This window comes from Candidatus Pelagibacter sp. HIMB1505 (genome assembly GCF_052047915.1).
GTDB classification, from domain to species: Bacteria; Pseudomonadota; Alphaproteobacteria; order Pelagibacterales; family Pelagibacteraceae; genus Pelagibacter; species Pelagibacter communis_A.
Window position 1 is genome coordinate 262,309 of the sequence record NZ_JBNAIR010000001.1, and the last position, 16,318, is coordinate 278,626.

General features: G+C 31.0%; 18 protein-coding genes and 1 tRNA gene. 10 read left to right on the forward strand and 9 right to left on the reverse strand.

All coding sequences use genetic code 11. From position 1 onward, the window contains the following. Positions 1-114 precede the first annotated feature (114 nt). Positions 115-555 carry a pseudoazurin gene (locus ACTTAU_RS01360; protein WP_428079947.1) on the forward strand — a complete coding sequence of 147 codons (441 nt, stop codon included), beginning with the start codon at positions 115-117 and terminating at the stop codon, positions 553-555. Between the two features lie 65 nt (positions 556-620). Here the strand turns inward: ACTTAU_RS01360 and ACTTAU_RS01365 are convergent, their stop codons facing one another. Next, the gene (locus tag ACTTAU_RS01365) at positions 621-1,136 is read right to left on the reverse strand and encodes a TlpA family protein disulfide reductase (protein WP_438303885.1); all 516 of its coding nucleotides are present in this window, start codon (positions 1,134-1,136) and stop codon (positions 621-623) included. Between the two features lie 162 nt (positions 1,137-1,298). Here ACTTAU_RS01365 and ACTTAU_RS01370 point away from each other — a divergent pair, with 162 nt between their 5' ends. Then, entirely contained in the window at positions 1,299-1,784 is a 486-nt protein-coding gene (locus ACTTAU_RS01370) for a DUF411 domain-containing protein (protein ID WP_438303884.1), read from the forward strand. A gap of 64 nt (positions 1,785-1,848) precedes the next feature. Here ACTTAU_RS01370 and ACTTAU_RS01375 read toward each other — a convergent pair whose 3' ends face one another. Then, positions 1,849-2,238 carry a MerR family transcriptional regulator gene (locus ACTTAU_RS01375; RefSeq protein ID WP_438303882.1) on the reverse strand — a complete coding sequence of 130 codons (390 nt, stop codon included), beginning with the start codon at positions 2,236-2,238 and terminating at the stop codon, positions 1,849-1,851. A 230-nt stretch (positions 2,239-2,468) separates the two neighbouring features. Here ACTTAU_RS01375 and ACTTAU_RS01380 point away from each other — a divergent pair, with 230 nt between their 5' ends. From ACTTAU_RS01380 to ACTTAU_RS01410, 7 genes are all read left to right on the forward strand, one after another. Then, the gene (locus ACTTAU_RS01380) at positions 2,469-2,990 is read left to right on the forward strand and encodes a cupredoxin domain-containing protein (RefSeq protein WP_438303880.1); all 522 of its coding nucleotides are present in this window, start codon (positions 2,469-2,471) and stop codon (positions 2,988-2,990) included. Between the two features lie 8 nt (positions 2,991-2,998). Beyond that, entirely contained in the window at positions 2,999-4,684 is a 1,686-nt protein-coding gene (locus ACTTAU_RS01385) for a copper resistance system multicopper oxidase (RefSeq protein ID WP_440632907.1), read from the forward strand. 15 nt (positions 4,685-4,699) lie between these two features. Beyond that, a complete protein-coding gene (locus ACTTAU_RS01390) occupies positions 4,700-5,431 on the forward strand; it encodes a copper resistance protein B (RefSeq protein ID WP_438303877.1) in 732 nt (243 codons plus the stop codon). Between the two features lie 144 nt (positions 5,432-5,575). Beyond that, on the forward strand, positions 5,576-6,028 hold the full coding sequence (locus ACTTAU_RS01395) for a DUF4396 domain-containing protein (RefSeq protein WP_438303876.1): 453 nt from the start codon (positions 5,576-5,578) through the stop codon (positions 6,026-6,028). Between the two features lie 8 nt (positions 6,029-6,036). Then, positions 6,037-6,558, forward strand: coding sequence for a ubiquinol-cytochrome c reductase iron-sulfur subunit (gene petA / locus ACTTAU_RS01400; RefSeq protein WP_440632908.1), 522 nt, complete (start codon positions 6,037-6,039; stop codon positions 6,556-6,558). 198 nt (positions 6,559-6,756) lie between these two features. After that, positions 6,757-6,831 (forward strand) — tRNA-Gly (locus ACTTAU_RS01405). Positions 6,832-6,836: 5 nt separating this feature from the next. Then, entirely contained in the window at positions 6,837-7,190 is a 354-nt protein-coding gene (locus ACTTAU_RS01410; RefSeq protein WP_438306220.1) for a 4a-hydroxytetrahydrobiopterin dehydratase, read from the forward strand. On the opposite strand, the gene purH is transcribed toward ACTTAU_RS01410, so the two are convergent. From purH to ACTTAU_RS01440, 6 genes are all read right to left on the reverse strand, one after another. After that, positions 7,171-8,706, reverse strand: coding sequence for a bifunctional phosphoribosylaminoimidazolecarboxamide formyltransferase/IMP cyclohydrolase (purH, locus tag ACTTAU_RS01415; protein ID WP_438306219.1), 1,536 nt, complete (start codon positions 8,704-8,706; stop codon positions 7,171-7,173). The two genes, ACTTAU_RS01410 and purH, sit on opposite strands and share 20 nt — an antisense overlap. Next, the gene (locus tag ACTTAU_RS01420) at positions 8,706-10,334 is read right to left on the reverse strand and encodes a heparinase II/III domain-containing protein (RefSeq protein WP_438306217.1); all 1,629 of its coding nucleotides are present in this window, start codon (positions 10,332-10,334) and stop codon (positions 8,706-8,708) included. Before ACTTAU_RS01420 ends, purH begins: the two co-directional genes overlap by 1 nt. A 4-nt stretch (positions 10,335-10,338) precedes the next feature. After that, the gene (gene rpe, locus ACTTAU_RS01425) at positions 10,339-10,998 is read right to left on the reverse strand and encodes a ribulose-phosphate 3-epimerase (RefSeq protein ID WP_438306215.1); all 660 of its coding nucleotides are present in this window, start codon (positions 10,996-10,998) and stop codon (positions 10,339-10,341) included. A gap of 28 nt (positions 10,999-11,026) precedes the next feature. After that, positions 11,027-11,383, reverse strand: a complete 357-nt coding sequence (locus ACTTAU_RS01430) for a hypothetical protein (RefSeq protein ID WP_438306213.1) — start codon at positions 11,381-11,383, stop codon at positions 11,027-11,029. A gap of 71 nt (positions 11,384-11,454) precedes the next feature. Next, positions 11,455-13,269 carry a sodium:solute symporter family protein gene (locus ACTTAU_RS01435; protein ID WP_438306212.1) on the reverse strand — a complete coding sequence of 605 codons (1,815 nt, stop codon included), beginning with the start codon at positions 13,267-13,269 and terminating at the stop codon, positions 11,455-11,457. Further along, positions 13,269-13,529 (reverse strand): DUF4212 domain-containing protein, encoded by a 261-nt coding sequence (locus ACTTAU_RS01440; protein ID WP_085114951.1) that lies wholly within the window; start codon positions 13,527-13,529, stop codon positions 13,269-13,271. The genes ACTTAU_RS01435 and ACTTAU_RS01440 overlap by 1 nt, the downstream gene beginning before the upstream one ends. Positions 13,530-13,651: 122 nt before the next feature. Between ACTTAU_RS01440 and ACTTAU_RS01445 the strand changes: the two genes are divergently transcribed. After that, entirely contained in the window at positions 13,652-14,275 is a 624-nt protein-coding gene (locus tag ACTTAU_RS01445; protein WP_438306210.1) for an esterase, read from the forward strand. Here ACTTAU_RS01445 and acs read toward each other — a convergent pair. Continuing rightward, the gene (acs, locus tag ACTTAU_RS01450; RefSeq protein ID WP_438306208.1) at positions 14,272-16,305 is read right to left on the reverse strand and encodes an acetate--CoA ligase; all 2,034 of its coding nucleotides are present in this window, start codon (positions 16,303-16,305) and stop codon (positions 14,272-14,274) included. The two genes, ACTTAU_RS01445 and acs, sit on opposite strands and share 4 nt — an antisense overlap. Positions 16,306-16,318: the final 13 nt, after the last annotated feature.

A 16,318-nucleotide genomic window follows, 5' to 3' on the forward strand; every position in this document is an offset into this window, starting at 1 on the left:
GCTTAATATTAATGTGGCAACTTGTTATACTTAACAAAGTTGATTATTTTTTTTTACTAATTATGTGTATAATAATAATTTATTAACTCATATACGAAGAAAGTTAAATTAACCATGATAAAAAAAATAGCCACCCTAGTTACAACTTTGTTTTCAGTAATTTTTTTAAACACCGCTTCCCTTGCAGCCGATGCAACAGTAGAAATGTTAAATAAACAAGAAAAAGAAATCATGGTTTTTTCTCAAAAAATTGTAAAAATAAATGTTGGAGATAAAGTTTTTTGGAAAGCTACCAATAAAGGACATAATGTAGAGTTTATTAAAGGTGGCGTTCCTGAAGGTGTTGAAAAATTTAAATCTAAATATAGTCAAGATGTAGAATTTAAATTTGATACCCCGGGTATTTATGCTTATTGGTGTACTCCACATAAAAGCGTTGGAATGATTGGCTTTATAATTGTCGGTGACGATAAGTCTAATCTAGATGCTATTAAAGCAATTAGATATTCTGGTAAATCTAAAAAAATAGCGCCTGATCTAATTAATTCATTATAAGAAAAATGTTCTGTATGGTCACCCTATGAGATTTAGTATTTATTTATGCAAAAATATAACTTGAATTAATTATAAAGCTTCAACCAATTAATAAATTCCTTATCATTAAAATCGATAGGACCTATAATTCTTGCAAATTCTTTGCCTTCTTTATTAAATAAAATACTTGTTGGAATTCCTCTTAAAGAAAATTTTTTTGCCAATGTTATGGGTGCATCAAAGTAAATATCTAAATTTTTAATATTCAACTCCTTAAAAAAAGATTCTGCTTTTGGCAGACTTTCTTGACTTATATTTATTGGAAAGATTTTTAGGTTATTTAAACTAATGTTTGCTTGTAAATTATCCAATGATGGCATCTCTTCTTTACACGGAAGACACCAGGTAGCCCAAAAATTAAGTATTATTAATTTCCCTTTATAATTGGCTAAATCAATATTTTTTTGATTTTTGTCTTTAAAAATTACCTCTTCATAAGTTTTTAGATTTTTTGTTAATATTAAATTTTTGATATCTGGTTTTTCTATAGCGTAACCAACAGTGGTAGTTATTATGTAAATAAATATTATTATAAATTTCATTACCTTTAGCCTACTTCACAGTTAAAGTGTTCTCGAGTATCATCAATACTTTTCTTAATAACCTTTATTTTGCAACCTAGTAGTAACAAAATTTTTATTTGACTCTCTCGTAGGTGGAAGGTTTATATTAAAAATTAAAATGAACAGAATTAAAAAAATATTGTGAATTTAAAATCTAAATTTTCTATATCAGTTATATTAGTAGTTTTATTAATATCATCTGTTTATATTTTTAACTTTGTCACTAATAAACAAGATGCTTTTCCCGTTGCAAAAACTAGCAAATATACTGTCGAGGTTTTTAAAACTCCAACTTGTGGATGCTGTAATGGATACGTTTCATTTCTTGAAGGAGAACAGTTTAAGGTAAAAAAAACAAATATGACAAGTCTCGACTTGATTAAAAAAAAACATAATATTCCAGGAGAAATGCAATCTTGTCATACTAGTGTTGTGGGTAAATATTTTATAGAAGGTCATGTGCCTATTGAAGCGATAAATAAATTACTAAAAGATCAACCTGATATTGACGGCATAGCTTTGCCTGGAATGCCAATTGGGACACCTGGTATGCCAGGAAATAAAGAAGCACCTTATGTTATTTACCAGCTTATTGATGCGGAATATTCTGTATTCATGACCATATAAATTAATCTTCATGAATTAATAAAAGCTTTCAAACAATAATTACGCGTTCGTCTAAAACTATAATTTAATTTATTAATGTTAAATTATCTAAAATAGAGCAATTTGAATTTTTATCACCTTTGCATTGTTTGGATATTTTTTGTAAATTTTTCTTTAACATATTTAAGGATTTAATTTTGTTTTCAATATCGTTTATTTTTAGTACAGCAATTTCCTTAACATCCTTGCTATATCTACTTTTGTTTTCAAATAATTTTATTAACGTTGAACACTCTTTTATAGAAAAACCAAAAGATCTTGATTTTACTATTAATTGAAGTTTTATTAAGTCATTTTCTGTAAAATCCCTATAGCCATTATTAACTCTACTGGGTCTAATAAGTCCAATATCAGAGTAATATCTTATTTTTTTAATTGGAACTTTGATTCTATTTGCGGCTTCACTAATTTTCATTTGATTCTCTACTTTGTGTAAATTTTGTAATTCTTTTACTTTAAACTTTATTTTAAAGAATAAAAACTAATATTTCTAAACGATTATGCTAAGCAATATTATAAATTTAAACCCTTAATATTAACTTGACTCTCTTGTAGGTGGAGAGTTTATAAAATCTTTTTTTAACCATAAATTTTGTTTTAAAGAATAAAATTTATTAACAATTAAGGAGTAAGCAAAAATATATTATGAATTTAAAATCTATATTTTCTATATCAATTTTATTAGCAGCTTTATCAACATCATTGGCTCATGCAGCGGGAGAGCATTCTGGTGGTCACGCAGGAGAACCTGGAAAAGCTAGCGATGTTAGTAGAACCATTGAAGTGACAATGTTTGATAATTATTATGAACCTGAAAATTTTTCCATAATACCTGGTGAAACCGTTCGTTTTATTATTAAAAATAAAGGAGAATTAGTTCATGAATTTAATATTGGTACAGCTGAAATGCACATAAAACACCAAGAAGAAATGATAATGATGGTTGAGCATGGTGCTTTAGAAGCAGACCGTATTAATCAAGAAGCTATGAAAATGGATATGGGAGATGGCCCAATGACTCATGATGACCCTAACAGTATTTTATTAGAACCTAGTACGCAAGGTGAAATTATTTGGAAATTTAAAGATAAAGTAGCATTAGAAATTGCCTGTAATGTTCCCGGTCATTATGATGCTGGAATGGTTGCTATGGTTAAATTTAATTAATAAAATTTATGAAAATAATAGCATCATTTATATTTTTAATATTTTTTAGCCTATCTGCTATGGCTGAAACTTATAATCTTAGCGTTGATAAAGTTACATTAGATACGGGCAAGTTTAAACGCCAAGCTATTGGTTATAACGGAGCAACACCTGGGCCCACATTGCGTTTTAAAGAAGGGGAAGATGTTACTATTAATGTAACTAATAATTTAGATGTAACGACCTCTATTCATTGGCATGGATTAATTTTACCCTATACGCAAGATGGGGTACCAAATATTAGTTATGCAGGTATAAAGCCAGGTGAAACATTCACTTATAATTTTCCAATTGTTCAATCGGGAACTTATTGGTTTCACAGCCATAGTGGTTTTCAAGAACCAGATGGAGCTTATGGATCGATTGTTATTGAATCTAAGGGACGTGAACCTTTTAAGTATGACCGTGATTATGTTATTCAGTTAACGGATGCACATCCGCATTCTGGAGACAGAATTATGCGTAATCTTAAAATGATGCCAGATTATTATAATCGCCAGCAAGAAACATTAATAGATTTTTTCAAAGATTCTAAAAAAAATGGTTTATCTGAAACCATGGATGATCGTAAGGCTTGGGGTAGTATGAGAATGATGAAAACAGATATTGAAGATGTCCAAGGCTTCATTCCTTTAATAAATGGAAAAACAGCCAGTGATAATTGGACGGGCTTATTTAAAAAAGGTGAAAAAATTCGTTTAAGATTTATTAATTCATCGGCAATGACTTATTTTGATATTAAAATTCCTGGGCTTAAAATGACTGTAGTTGCAGCTGACGGTAACAATGTACAACCCGTTCGTGTTGATGAATTTAGAATTGCTGTTGCAGAAACTTATGATGTAATTGTAAAGCCAGAAGAAGATATCGCTTATAGTATTTTTGCAGCTTCTATGGCCAAATCAGCTTTTGGCAGAGCAACGCTTGCACCACGTGAAGGTATGCAAGCCAACATTCCTACTATGGGAGATAAACCATCCTTAACTATGGCTGATATGGGTATGGATCATGGAAACATGGATATGCCTATGAAAGGTATGGACCATAGTAAAATGAAAATGGTTGATGGTAAAATGGACCATAGTAAAATGAAAATGGTTGATGGTAAAATGGATCATAGTAAAATGAAAATGGGCAACTCAAAGGTTGATCCATTTTATGCTGTAGGGAGTGGTCTCACTCCTAAAGCCGATAATGAGGGTAAGTTTCTATCTTATTCAGATCTTAAAACACAAAAAATATTATACAAAGATAGGGATGCTACTCGTGAAATTGAAATTCGATTAACAGGAAATATGGATCGTTATATTTGGTCTATAAATGGAAAAAAATACGAAGATGCAGATCCTATTAAACTTCAATATGGTGAACGTGTTCGTTTTAAATTTGTTAATGAAACAATGATGTCACATCCTATGCATCTTCATGGAATGTGGAGTATATTGGATACAGGCGCTGGTAAATGGAACCCAATTAAGCACACTGTTAGCGTTGCACCCGGTACCACACTTTATACAGAAACAGAAGTTGATGTGATAGGGGAATGGGCTTTCCATTGTCATTTATCTTATCATGCGGATACTGGTATGTTTAGAAAAATAGTGGTTGAAGGTATTCCCAATCAACAAGCATCCTTGACGTCAAATGTTCAGTAACAGAAATAGCACTACATGAAAAATATTTCAAAAAATAAACACTTTTGTGTAACATTATTTATTGCTGCAATTATTTTTTCACTGCCATCTTATGCGAAGGAATCTAAAGTTTATTACGGTTCAAGTTTAGAACAATTTGAATATCGTTTTAGTGATAAAAGTGGAGAATCTTTTAACTGGGGTGGCAGTGCATTTATTGGTACCGACGAAATTAATTTGAACTGGTATGGAAGTGGTGAAATCAACACAAAATCAGGAGATAATGAGGAATTAGAAAATAGATTAATGCTTTCAAAGCCTCTATCAACTTTCTTTGATGTTAAAGCTGGTGTTAGACTTGATACACCAACTAAAGAGGAAGATCGTTTTTATGGTGTTATTGGTATAACTGGCCTTGCTCCACAATGGATAGAAGTAGATGCGGACATTTTTCTTAGCGAAAAAGGAAATACGTCTGCAAGACTTGATGCAGAATACGAACTTCTTATCACAAACTATTTAATTCTTCGGCCTTCTGTTGAAATGGATTTTGCTTTTTCCGATGATAAGGAAATAGGTGTTGGGTCTGGCCTTAATTCTATCGAAACAAGTTTACGCTTAAGTTATGATTTTTTTGACCGAACTCTCTCTCCTTACATTGGTATATCGCGAGGAAAAAAATTTGGTGAAACTGCTGACTTAGCTAGAGATGAAGGTGAAGACTTAAATAATTTAAGCTTTGTTATTGGTTCACGTTTTATGTTTTAAATTATTATTTCTATTTAATAAGCATGAATCGGTAATAAATACTTATTATACTTAAGGAATTAGAAAATATTGAAATAACTTGCTATGCTCCGGGTTATTACTTACGATGTAAACATGATTGTTGAAGTTTAGATCAACTAATAAATGATAGAAAAAAACATTACATCTGAAGATTTTAATTGGTCGTGTAAACACACGTGGAGAAAAAGTGCTAAAAATACTATGTGGTGTGTTATCGGGTGTGTAATTGGTGATTTTGGAACCATACTATATTTTCAACTAACTCAAACCCCATTTCCTGTTCTTGGTATAATGATCTTAGCAATCATTAATGGTATATTAACCAGCATTATGCTTGAAACCTTTATTTTAATGAGACAAGATTTTAAATTTGTTAAAGCATTAAAAACAGCTTGTGGGATGAGTTTCATTTCAATGGTGGCTATGGAAACCACGATGAATGCAACAGATTATTATTTAACAGGTGGAGCTCAACTTACGTGGTGGGTAGTACCGATTATGTTAATGGTGGGATTTTTAACACCATGGCCTTACAATTATTGGAGACTTAAAAAATTCAATCAAGCTTGTCATTAAATATAATAATGAAAAATACTTCAAAAGACAAAAAACCTGTAAGAAGAGATTTTCTATTCACTGCCTCTTACGCTGTTGGAGCAGTTGGAGTTGGAGCTGTAGTTTGGCCTTTAATTGACCAAATGAATCCAGACGCTTCAGTTAAAGCATTAGCGAGTACAGAAGTTGATGTAAGCGCTTTAAAACCTGGTAACACAATTACAGTTTTATGGAGAGGTAAACCAGTTTTTATCAGAAGAAGAACTAAAATAGATATTGAGAGCGCAAGAAAAGTAAATTTAAACGAGCTTAAACACCCAGAAAAAGATGAAGATAGAGTAAAAAAAGATGAATGGCTTGTAATGATTGGAATTTGCACTCACCTTGGTTGTGTTCCTTTAGGTGACAAAGGTGAATATGGAGGATGGTTTTGTCCATGCCATGGTTCACATTATGATACATCAGGAAGAATCAGAAAAGGGCCAGCTCCTACAAACTTAGAAATACCAAAATACGAATTTGTTGGAACTAATGTAATTAGAATTGGTTAAAAATAATTTAACACAAAAATCTCTCAAGGTAATTGTATAGTCATAATAAATATTTTCCCCCTAAGTCATATAATTAAAAATTTGAATGACACACTCTTGGCACAAGAAATAAATATTTTGATGGATTTTGTCTAAAAAGTATGGTTTTCTAATATTGTAAAAGTTAAATAACTTAATAATATCGAGTAAATTTAACAAGCGGGCATAGCTCAGTGGTAGAGCGTCTCGTTGCCAACGAGAAGGTCGAGGGTTCGACCCCCTTTGCCCGCTCCAAAACCATGACAGATCTTATTCATAAAAAATGTGTTCCATGTGAAGGAGGTGTAATACCTTTTGATATTTCTGAGATACACAAATATCAAAAGAAAGTTGATGGCTGGGATATTATAAAAAATAGTAAAGATATTTATTTTCTAGAAAAAAATTTTAAATTTGAAAACTTTAAAAAAAGTCAAAATTTTATTAATGAAGTTGGAAAAATCTCAGAAATAGAAGGACATCATCCAGACATTAATTTTGGATGGGGTTATGCAAAAATTAGTATAACAACTCACGCAATCGAGGGTTTATCTGAAAATGACTTCATTTTAGCTGCTAAAATTGACCAAATTATTAATGACGAAAATGTCTAGTCTTTGAAAAAATTAAAACAGTATTAGTTTCATTTGCGAATTTTATAATTTCTTTATCATTAATAGAGCCAGAAGGTTGGATGACAGCTTTTACCCCTGATTGAATTAATTTTTCAATACCATCAACAAATGGGAAAAAGGCATCTGAAGCTGCAACAATATCATTAGAAGGATTTGTAAATTTTTTCATTTTATCAATTGCAATTTGACAACTATCCAATCTACTTGGTTGACCTGAGCCAATTCCAATAGTTGTTTTATTTGATGATAAAACAATTGCATTAGATTTAACAAATCTACAAACATTGAGTGCAAATATTAGATCTTCAAATTGAGATTTTGTAGGTTTTTTCCTTGAAACTACAGTGAAATCTTTTTTTGAAAAAATTTTACTGTCTTCTGATTGTATTAATATATTTTGATTAGCAGATATAAATTTTAAAATTTCGCTAGGATGGAAATTAGAAGCATCAATTAATCGTAAATTTTTCTTTTTCTTCAAAATTCTTAAAGCTTCAGCATCAAAATTATCTCCAATTATCACTTCAAGAAATAATTTTTGAAGTTCAAGTGCTAACTTTTTATTAATTTTGAAATTACATGAAACAATACCACCAAAAGCACTTACAGGATCACAAGCTAGAGCTGATTTATAACATTCAACAGGATCTTTAAGAGCAGATACACCACAAGGATTAGCATGTTTAATTATAACTACCCCAGTATGTTTTGGTAAAGATTTTGAGATGGTTAACGCTGCAAAAATATCATTATAATTATTATAACTTAATTGTTTACCGTGTAATTGTGTAATGTCTAAAGATTTTGTTTTAGAATAAATAGCACTTTCTTGATGAGGATTTTCTCCATATCTTAGTTTCTCAACTAAATTACCAGAAATAATTTTTTTTTCTGGAAAGTGATTATTTGTAATTTTATTAAAGTAATTTGATATTAAAGCATCATAATAGGCTGTTTCTGTAAATGCTGTACGAGACATTTTTTGTCTAAATTCTAATGATGTTGAACCATTTAATCTTGTTAATTCATTAATCAGCTCCTCATATTGAGAATTTGAAGTAATAACCGTAACATCATTATAATTTTTTGCTGCAGCTCTAACCATAGTTGGTCCACCCACATCTATATTTTCAATAATTTTTTTATGATTTGATGTATTTTCTAAAGTCTGTTCAAAAGGATAAAAATTAACAATAACTAAATCTATATTATCGAAATTATTATCAATTAAATCTTGATGATGAGATTTATTATTTCTCTTATTCAATATACCAGCGTGAATTTTAGGATGTAATGTTTTTACTCTTCCACCCAAAATTTCAGGTGATCCAGTGTAATCTGAAACCTCCGTACATGCATATCTTAGTTTTTTAATTTCTTTATATGTTCCGCCGGAACTAATAATTTCAACTTTAAATTTTTTTAATACCCTTAATAAGGGTTTAAGATCTTTTTTGTCTGATACTGAAATTAAAGCTCTTTTAATTTTTTTCATTAAATTTTATTTAATTGCCAAACAATATTCTCACTATTGTTGTTTATTATGCCTGAAATAAAAATATTTTGATTTTGGCTGTATGAATTTTTATTACCAAAATATAAGCCATTATCAATGTCAATGTTGAAGTTATTACATGTAAACTTCCATCCTTCATCCTCAAGTTCTATAAAAACTGCATTTTTGTCTTGGGTTTTCATTAATTTAACATTTGGCTCTAAATGAAAACGTATATCAAATTTTAAATTCATATTAGTTTTTTTAATCGTAACTTTATCAGTGCCAATAAATTTAAATTGCTCTGGATAGTATTCAATATCTCTCTCATGAATTGCACTATATTTTTTGTTATATCCATCATGGGAAGCACTTATCTTCCAGTAATTTTTTTCAAAAACTATGTTTTTCTTTAATACTTTTAATCCATCCTTTAATAAGAAATTTTTGTTGGTTTTTTTAAACTTACAAGAAGAATTGTCATCAAGAATTAATGTATTATGTGTTGCTGTTGATTTAGACAATTCTTTAAGCTTTTCATTATCACCTGTATAATACCCACAATTACTTATTAGTTTTTTTCCATCTGAAATTATCTCAAAAGATAATGATCCTGATTGATATTCATTAGAAGAGTTTATTGATGGAGGCTCACCAACATCCATTACCAGAGCTATTTTTTTGTCATGTAAAATAGCATATCCACCAAACTCTTTATTTTCATTTTTAAATTTATAAGTAAATCTCTTTAAATAATGATCAAAATCTAAATTATTTGAGATATTGTTCCCATTCATTAGAATGTCAGATTTAATGTTTTGCCAAGTAAAAGCATAGCCTTGTCCTAAATAAAATATAGTTTCATTGATTAAATCTGGTACTTCAACCTGAGCTTCTTTAAACCATTCTCGAATTAAGATAAAATATTTAAGATAAAAAATTAACTGTTTAATACTTCTAGATTTTGTAAATCCATAATTATCAAATTCTGAATTACAGATTTTTTTTAGTAAACTAAGTCCATATGAAAGATATTTTTTTTCATCCTTATAACTTAGTCCAACCAAAATAATTGCAGCACATGCTATTATTTTATCATTTGTGTTTTTTGAATGGTTTATTTCACCAATTAAATGATTGGTTTGTTTTTGAATCATTCCGTTAAATATTTCTAGATAACTTTTGTCTGCCTGTTCAAGTGTCAAACTATGATTAGATAACCAAGCTATTATTCTTTTAGAAGTAAGATCAAATTCCCAACTTTTTGAATTATACTTATAATTTTTTTCTATCCAGTCAGATATAATTTTTTGTGTATTTTTTTTTGAAGATTTTAAATCAAGGGTAAAAAACCAGTAGAAATTGTTTAATCTTTTAAAATTATTATTATCAATTTTTTCATTATCCCATAAATTCTCTGTAGAAATATTATCTACATTTATCTTTGGTGTTTGATAATTTATTAGTGAAGATAGAAGATGTGGACTTGGCTTATAAACAAATTCTTCATTATAAATTTTAGAAATTTTTTTGTCATAAAAATTTGAATTTAAATAAATTTTTCGAAACTGTTGATCTAAATTTTCTAGAAATTGAATAATGAAATTTAAGAAGTTTCTTAAAATCATTTATTTATTTTGATTTTAATAAATCTATGTTCTTTTTAATGTCACCGTTATTACTTTTAAAAATAGTAGTTCCAGAAACTAAAATATTAGCGCCTGCCTCAATTGCTATCTTTGAGTTTTCAAAATTAATTCCACCATCTATTTCAATGTCAAAATCAGTATTTTTTTCCTTTTGAATATTTTTTAGCTCTTTAATTTTTTCTAAAACTTCTGGCATAAACTTTTGACCACCAAATCCTGGATTAACGCTCATTATCAATACTAAATCAATTTGATCTAAGTAATCCTTAATTACATTTACTTTTGTTTCAGGATTTAGAGACACTCCAACTTTTTTACTCAAATCTTTAATTTTCTTAATCGAAGCTGATAAATCATCCGTTGCTTCTGGATGGAATGTAATAATATCAGCACCTGCATCAGCATAGGCATCTATATATTTATGTACTGGTGAGATCATTAAATGTACATCAAATTTTATAGAACAATTCTTTTTTAAAGCTTTAATTACAGGAGGCCCAATTGTTAAATTTGGTACAAAGTGGCCATCCATCACATCAACATGGATTAAATCAGCACCTCCTTCTTCCAGCCTTTTAATCTCGTTACCTAATTGGCTAAAATCAGCTGATAATATTGAGGGTGAGATTTGTATTTTTTTCATTTGATACTAAATTAATTAGTATCAACTTTTAAAATTTTATTGAATTAAAAAATTGATAAATCTGTCTAGATATTTCGCTTTCAAGAGGAAATGATAGCATCCCCATAACTGAATAGCCTAATAGATATGGCATTAAGTAAAATCTAATCATAAAAAAGAACCAAGCCACATAAAGAGGCACAAGTGGTTGAATAATAAATTTAGGTGTAACAGGTTTAAATATTGTTAATAGTGGATTTGTAAACTTTACAAAGGCTTTCATGAAGAAGAATTGAGAGTCTTCTCTTTGAAATATATTCATTGCAACTCTTCCAACTAAGGTCCACATGATAATTCCAAGTATATAGTCAATTAAATAGACTAGAGGATGAAAGTTAGCAGACATTTAAGAAATTTATATTGGATAATGAAATGAAATAAAAGGGGCGAAATTAATCGCCCCTTTAATAAGATTATTTATTTTTGGCCGCCGATTACAGCGTTACCCGCAGGTACCCTTGACTCGTCAACCATTTTCTGAGTAGCAGCACTTGGCTCTGAAGTCATAAGACTTACAACAATCATTGCTACTAAACTAACAGTAGATCCGAAGATACCAAATGTTAACTGAGTAATTCCTAAGAATCCACTTCCACCATTACGTACCCAAATTAAATACGCAAATCCAGAAATTAATCCTAAAGCCATACCAGCTATAGCACCTTCTTTGTTAGCTCTCTTCCACCATACACCAAGTACAAGTGGCCAGAACAATCCAGACATCGCAAAGTCAAAAGCCCAGATGACTGAACCTAAGATCCCTTGGATCTCCATGGCTGCAATAGTTGCACCAGCGAAACCAATTACTACAAGTAATACCCTTGCAACAACTAGTCGTTTTGCAGTCTCTGCTTTCGGGTCTACCATTTTGTAGTAAACGTCGTGTGAGATTGCATTTGCAATCGCTAGAATTAAACCATCCGCAGTTGACATCGCAGCTGCTAATCCTCCAGCAGCAACTAGACCTGAGATTACATACGGTAATCCTGCTATTTCTGGTGTTGCTAATACAACGGCTTTACCACCCATGAAGAACTCGTTTAATTCAACAGTTCCATTTCCGTTAAAGTCGCTGACAAACATCAGATTTGCCTGGTTCCAGTTTTGATACCAATCGATCGCTTGAACTTCTGCAATTGATTTACCGATAATACCTGTTGGTAAGTTCGGGTCAATTAGAGCAAGTTTTGAAAGCGTCGCTAACATTGGCGCAGAAGAATATAGTAGGAAGATAAAGAATACTGACCAACCTACTGATTTTCTAGCTGCTTTTACGCTTGGAGTTGTAAAGAACCTCATCATTACGTGTGGTAATGAAGCTGTTCCCATCATCATCGCTAATGCTAATGAGATGAAAGCCCAAGGTGTTGCGTTAACTTCAGAGTGAGCCTTTGTAATACCAGCTAACCCTTTAGGTACTGTAGCTAAATCAGCAGCAGAATTTTTAACAAACCCAAACTGTTGTTCTAACTCACCAATTCTAGCAACTTCATCAGCTAACATAAAGTGAGGGAAGAAACCCGCACCGATGTTGTTACTGATCCAGAATACTGGAAGTAGGTAAGCTATAATTAGTACAATGTATTGTGCAACTTGTGTCCAAGTTACCCCTCTCATACCACCAAGCATTGAACATAATAAAATACTTACTAGTCCAACGTATACTGCGTATTGGAACGGGATATCTAGAGCAACAGCTGCAATAGTACCAGTAGCGTTAATTTGAGCAGTCACATAGGTAAATGAAGCAACCGTTAAAACGATTACCGCAAGTAGTCTAGCTGCATTACCACCGTATCTTGTACCTACGAAATCTGGAACTGTATAACAGCCAAATTTTCTTAGGTATGGTGCTAATAAAGTTGCAACCAAAACATAACCACCTGTCCAACCAACAAGCAATGCCATATATCCGTAACCTTTGAAGTAAATACCACCTGCCATCGCAACGAATGAAGCACCAGACATCCAGTCGGCTGCTGTTGCCATTCCGTTGAATACAGTTGGAACTTGTCTTCCAGCTACATAATAGTTACTCGCTTGAGCTGTTCTAGATAGCCAACCAATTGCTGCGTAGATGAAAATGGTAAAACCTACAAAGCAAATACCTATTGCTTTTGCAGACATACCCATCGACTCACCAATTGCCATCAGTAATATGAAAGCTATAAAACCACCTGTATAGATTCCATAAACCTTAGGCAAATTGTCTATAAAATTACCTTTTATCATTAGTCGTCTCCTTTTTCACTAAAGCCGAATTCTTCATCAATTTTTTCTTGTCTACCTGCAAACCAGAAAATCAGGATTACAAATATTGCAAGAGAACCTTGACAAGTGAACCAATAAGTTAACGGATATCCAAAAGGTCCCGTCATCTCATTTAATTCAGCTCCAAAAAGGAAGATACCCATTGAGAAAATAGCCCAGATTACTAATGTAACAATTAGCAAACCCTTGGTTTTTTCCCAGTGTTGTGCATTTTTTGCCATTTATACCTCTCTCTTTTAGTTATAACTGTGAAAACCATACCCATTATGAAACAGATTAAAAGTGCTAAAAATGCTCACATTAGGTTCATTTTTGGCTTAAATTCTAATTAAAATGGAAAAATATGAAAAATTTTAAACTTACCTGGAGAGATTTATCACTAAATGATTTTAAAGTTTATTTTTTTTCATTGTTCAAAGCTTTTATTCCTAAATCAAAAATTCAAAACTTAGATCAATTAGAGGAATTTATTCAAACAAAGTCAGCTTGGGTTTCTCAAGTTACACTTTACAGTTATCTTAAAACAAGAATGGGAACCAGATATGTTCTTCATTTTGATAATGATGAGTTCATGAAATCTGTAAATGAAGCAAAATGGAATATCTATGCTGTAGCTCTCCAAGATTTAACTTTTTTCACATTTTCTTATTTAAAAGTTAATTTTAACTTTCAAGACATAAGTAAATCAAAAGAGATTTTTTTAAAAATTTTAGATGATGAAACTACCAATAATATGCCGTTAGATATTATTGAAAAAACAAAAAAAAGTTTTGAAGAAAGGTTTCAAACAATTAATTGGGACAAGTATTATTCAAACCTTCCCTTTAATCCTAGTGCTTTATCGTTGTATGAATGGGCACCAATAGCTGAAGAATTAAAAACTCTTGATCGTAAGATTGTTCTAAATTCTGTTATTTTGAAATGGGATATTATAAAAAAAGAGTTTAAGGATAGAATTCAGTTTTAAATATTTTTTCTATTATCCACTAAACTTTGCACAACACTTGGATCTGCTAAAGTTGTGGTATCACCAAGTTGACCATGTTCATTAGCAGCAATTTTTCTTAAAATTCTTCTCATAATTTTTCCAGATCTTGTTTTTGGAAGTCCCGGGGTAAAGTGAATTAAATCAGGTGTAGCTAAAGGCCCAATCTGTTTTCTAACCCAAAGTTTTAAATCTCTTTCTAACTCTCCAGTTTCTTGTTCGCCAGCATTTAAAGTTACATAACAATACAAACCATTACCTTTAATATCATGCGGGTAACCAACTACAGCTGCTTCAGCAACTTTTGGATGCGCAACAAAAGCACTTTCTATTTCTGCGGTACCAAGATTGTGTCCCGAAACTATGATTACGTCATCAACTCTTCCTGTGATCCAATAATAACCATCCTCATCTCTTCTGCAGCCATCACCTGTGAAGTATTTTCCATCAAATTGAGAAAAATAAGTATCAATAAATCTTTGATGATCTCCATAAACGGTTCTCATTTGGCCTGGCCAAGATTGTGCAATACAAAGTCTTCCTTCACCAGCGCCTTTTATCTCTTTTCCGTCTTTATCAAGTAAAACAGGTTTAATTCCATAAAAAGGCTTAGTTGCAGAACCAGGTTTTAGAGGAATTGCACCTGTTTGAGGTGCTATCATTATTCCACCTGTTTCTGTTTGCCACCATGTATCGACTATTGGACACTTAGAGTTTCCAACAGTTTTATAGTACCACATCCAAGCCTCAGGATTTATTGGCTCTCCAACAGTTCCCAGAAGTTTTAAAGATTTTCTAGAGGTTTTATTTACTGGTCCATCACCTTCTCTCATTAGAGCTCGTATTGCAGTTGGTGCAGTATAAAAAGTATTAACCTTGTATTTATCAATTATTTGCCACCAACGAGAACTATCTGGATAATTCGGTATTCCTTCAAACATTATAGTTGTTGCTCCATTTGCGAGTGGACCATAAATAATATAGCTATGACCTGTTACCCAGCCAATGTCAGCAGTACACCAATAAATATCTTTTTGTTTATAGTTAAAAATATATTGATGTGTCATTGATGCATAAACCATGTAGCCACCGGTAGTATGAAGAACGCCTTTAGGTTTTCCAGTTGATCCTGATGTGTAAAGAATAAATAAAGGATCTTCTGCATTCATCTCTTCAGGCTCACAGTGAGATGAAACATCTTTTATTAAATCATGATACCAAACATCCCTATTATCATTCCAACCAATTTCATTTCCTGTTCTTTTTACAACAATACATTTTTTAACATTGGGACAACTTAATAATGCTTCGTCAGTTGTCGCTTTAAGAGGAATAGTTTTTCCACCTCTAACACCTTCGTCTGCAGTTATGATATATTCAGATTCACAATCATTAACACGACCAGAAATAGAGTCTGCAGAAAATCCTCCAAAAATAATAGAGTGAACAGCACCAATTCTTGCACAAGCCAACATTAAAATTGCAAGCTCAGGTATCATGGTTAAATATATTGTAACTCTATCCCCTTTTTGAATACCAAGTTTTTTTAAACCATTAGCGGCTTTAGAAACTTTTTGATGCAATTGTTTATAAGAAATTTTTTGACTATCTTTTGGATCATCACCAACCCAAATAATTGCAGTTTTATCTTTTTTATCTTTTAAATGTCTATCGATACAATTTGCTGAAGCATTTAAAGTTCCATCTTGATACCAATTAATCTTAACTTCTTTTGTGCTATATTTTACATCTTTAATTTTTTTATAAGGTTTAATCCAAGTTATTCTTTTTCCCTCTTTTTTCCAAAATTCATTATTATTTTTAATAGAGTCGCTATATTTTTTTTGGTATGTAGCCTTATTTGCTAAACTAGCTTTAATCCATTCAGGTCTAGTTTTAATTATTAATTCAGATTGCTCTTTTGATTTAATTTTTTTACTTTTTTTCTTTGAAACTTTTTTTACTTTCTTCTTAGTAACTTTTTTAGAAACTTTTTTCTTTTTTTTTGGCATGTTGAATTTTTTT

Bases quoted from the DNA above. Each gene is read 5' to 3' on its own strand.
- ACTTAU_RS01360 (WP_428079947.1), top strand. From the start codon at position 115: ATGATAAAAAAAATAGCCACCCTAGTTACAACTTTGTTTTCAGTAATT.
- ACTTAU_RS01365 (WP_438303885.1), bottom strand. From the start codon at position 1,136: ATGAAATTTATAATAATATTTATTTACATAATAACTACCACTGTTGGT.
- ACTTAU_RS01375 (WP_438303882.1), bottom strand. From the start codon at position 2,238: ATGAAAATTAGTGAAGCCGCAAATAGAATCAAAGTTCCAATTAAAAAA.
- ACTTAU_RS01380 (WP_438303880.1), top strand. From the start codon at position 2,469: ATGAATTTAAAATCTATATTTTCTATATCAATTTTATTAGCAGCTTTA.
- ACTTAU_RS01385 (WP_440632907.1), top strand. From the start codon at position 2,999: ATGAAAATAATAGCATCATTTATATTTTTAATATTTTTTAGCCTATCT.
- ACTTAU_RS01390 (WP_438303877.1), top strand. From the start codon at position 4,700: ATGAAAAATATTTCAAAAAATAAACACTTTTGTGTAACATTATTTATT.
- ACTTAU_RS01395 (WP_438303876.1), top strand. From the start codon at position 5,576: ATGATAGAAAAAAACATTACATCTGAAGATTTTAATTGGTCGTGTAAA.
- petA (WP_440632908.1), top strand. From the start codon at position 6,037: ATGAAAAATACTTCAAAAGACAAAAAACCTGTAAGAAGAGATTTTCTA.
- ACTTAU_RS01410 (WP_438306220.1), top strand. From the start codon at position 6,837: ATGACAGATCTTATTCATAAAAAATGTGTTCCATGTGAAGGAGGTGTA.
- purH (WP_438306219.1), bottom strand. From the start codon at position 8,706: ATGAAAAAAATTAAAAGAGCTTTAATTTCAGTATCAGACAAAAAAGAT.
- ACTTAU_RS01420 (WP_438306217.1), bottom strand. From the start codon at position 10,334: ATGATTTTAAGAAACTTCTTAAATTTCATTATTCAATTTCTAGAAAAT.
- rpe (WP_438306215.1), bottom strand. From the start codon at position 10,998: ATGAAAAAAATACAAATCTCACCCTCAATATTATCAGCTGATTTTAGC.
- ACTTAU_RS01430 (WP_438306213.1), bottom strand. From the start codon at position 11,383: ATGTCTGCTAACTTTCATCCTCTAGTCTATTTAATTGACTATATACTT.
- ACTTAU_RS01435 (WP_438306212.1), bottom strand. From the start codon at position 13,269: ATGATAAAAGGTAATTTTATAGACAATTTGCCTAAGGTTTATGGAATC.
- ACTTAU_RS01440 (WP_085114951.1), bottom strand. From the start codon at position 13,529: ATGGCAAAAAATGCACAACACTGGGAAAAAACCAAGGGTTTGCTAATT.
- ACTTAU_RS01445 (WP_438306210.1), top strand. From the start codon at position 13,652: ATGAAAAATTTTAAACTTACCTGGAGAGATTTATCACTAAATGATTTT.
- acs (WP_438306208.1), bottom strand. From the start codon at position 16,305: ATGCCAAAAAAAAAGAAAAAAGTTTCTAAAAAAGTTACTAAGAAGAAA.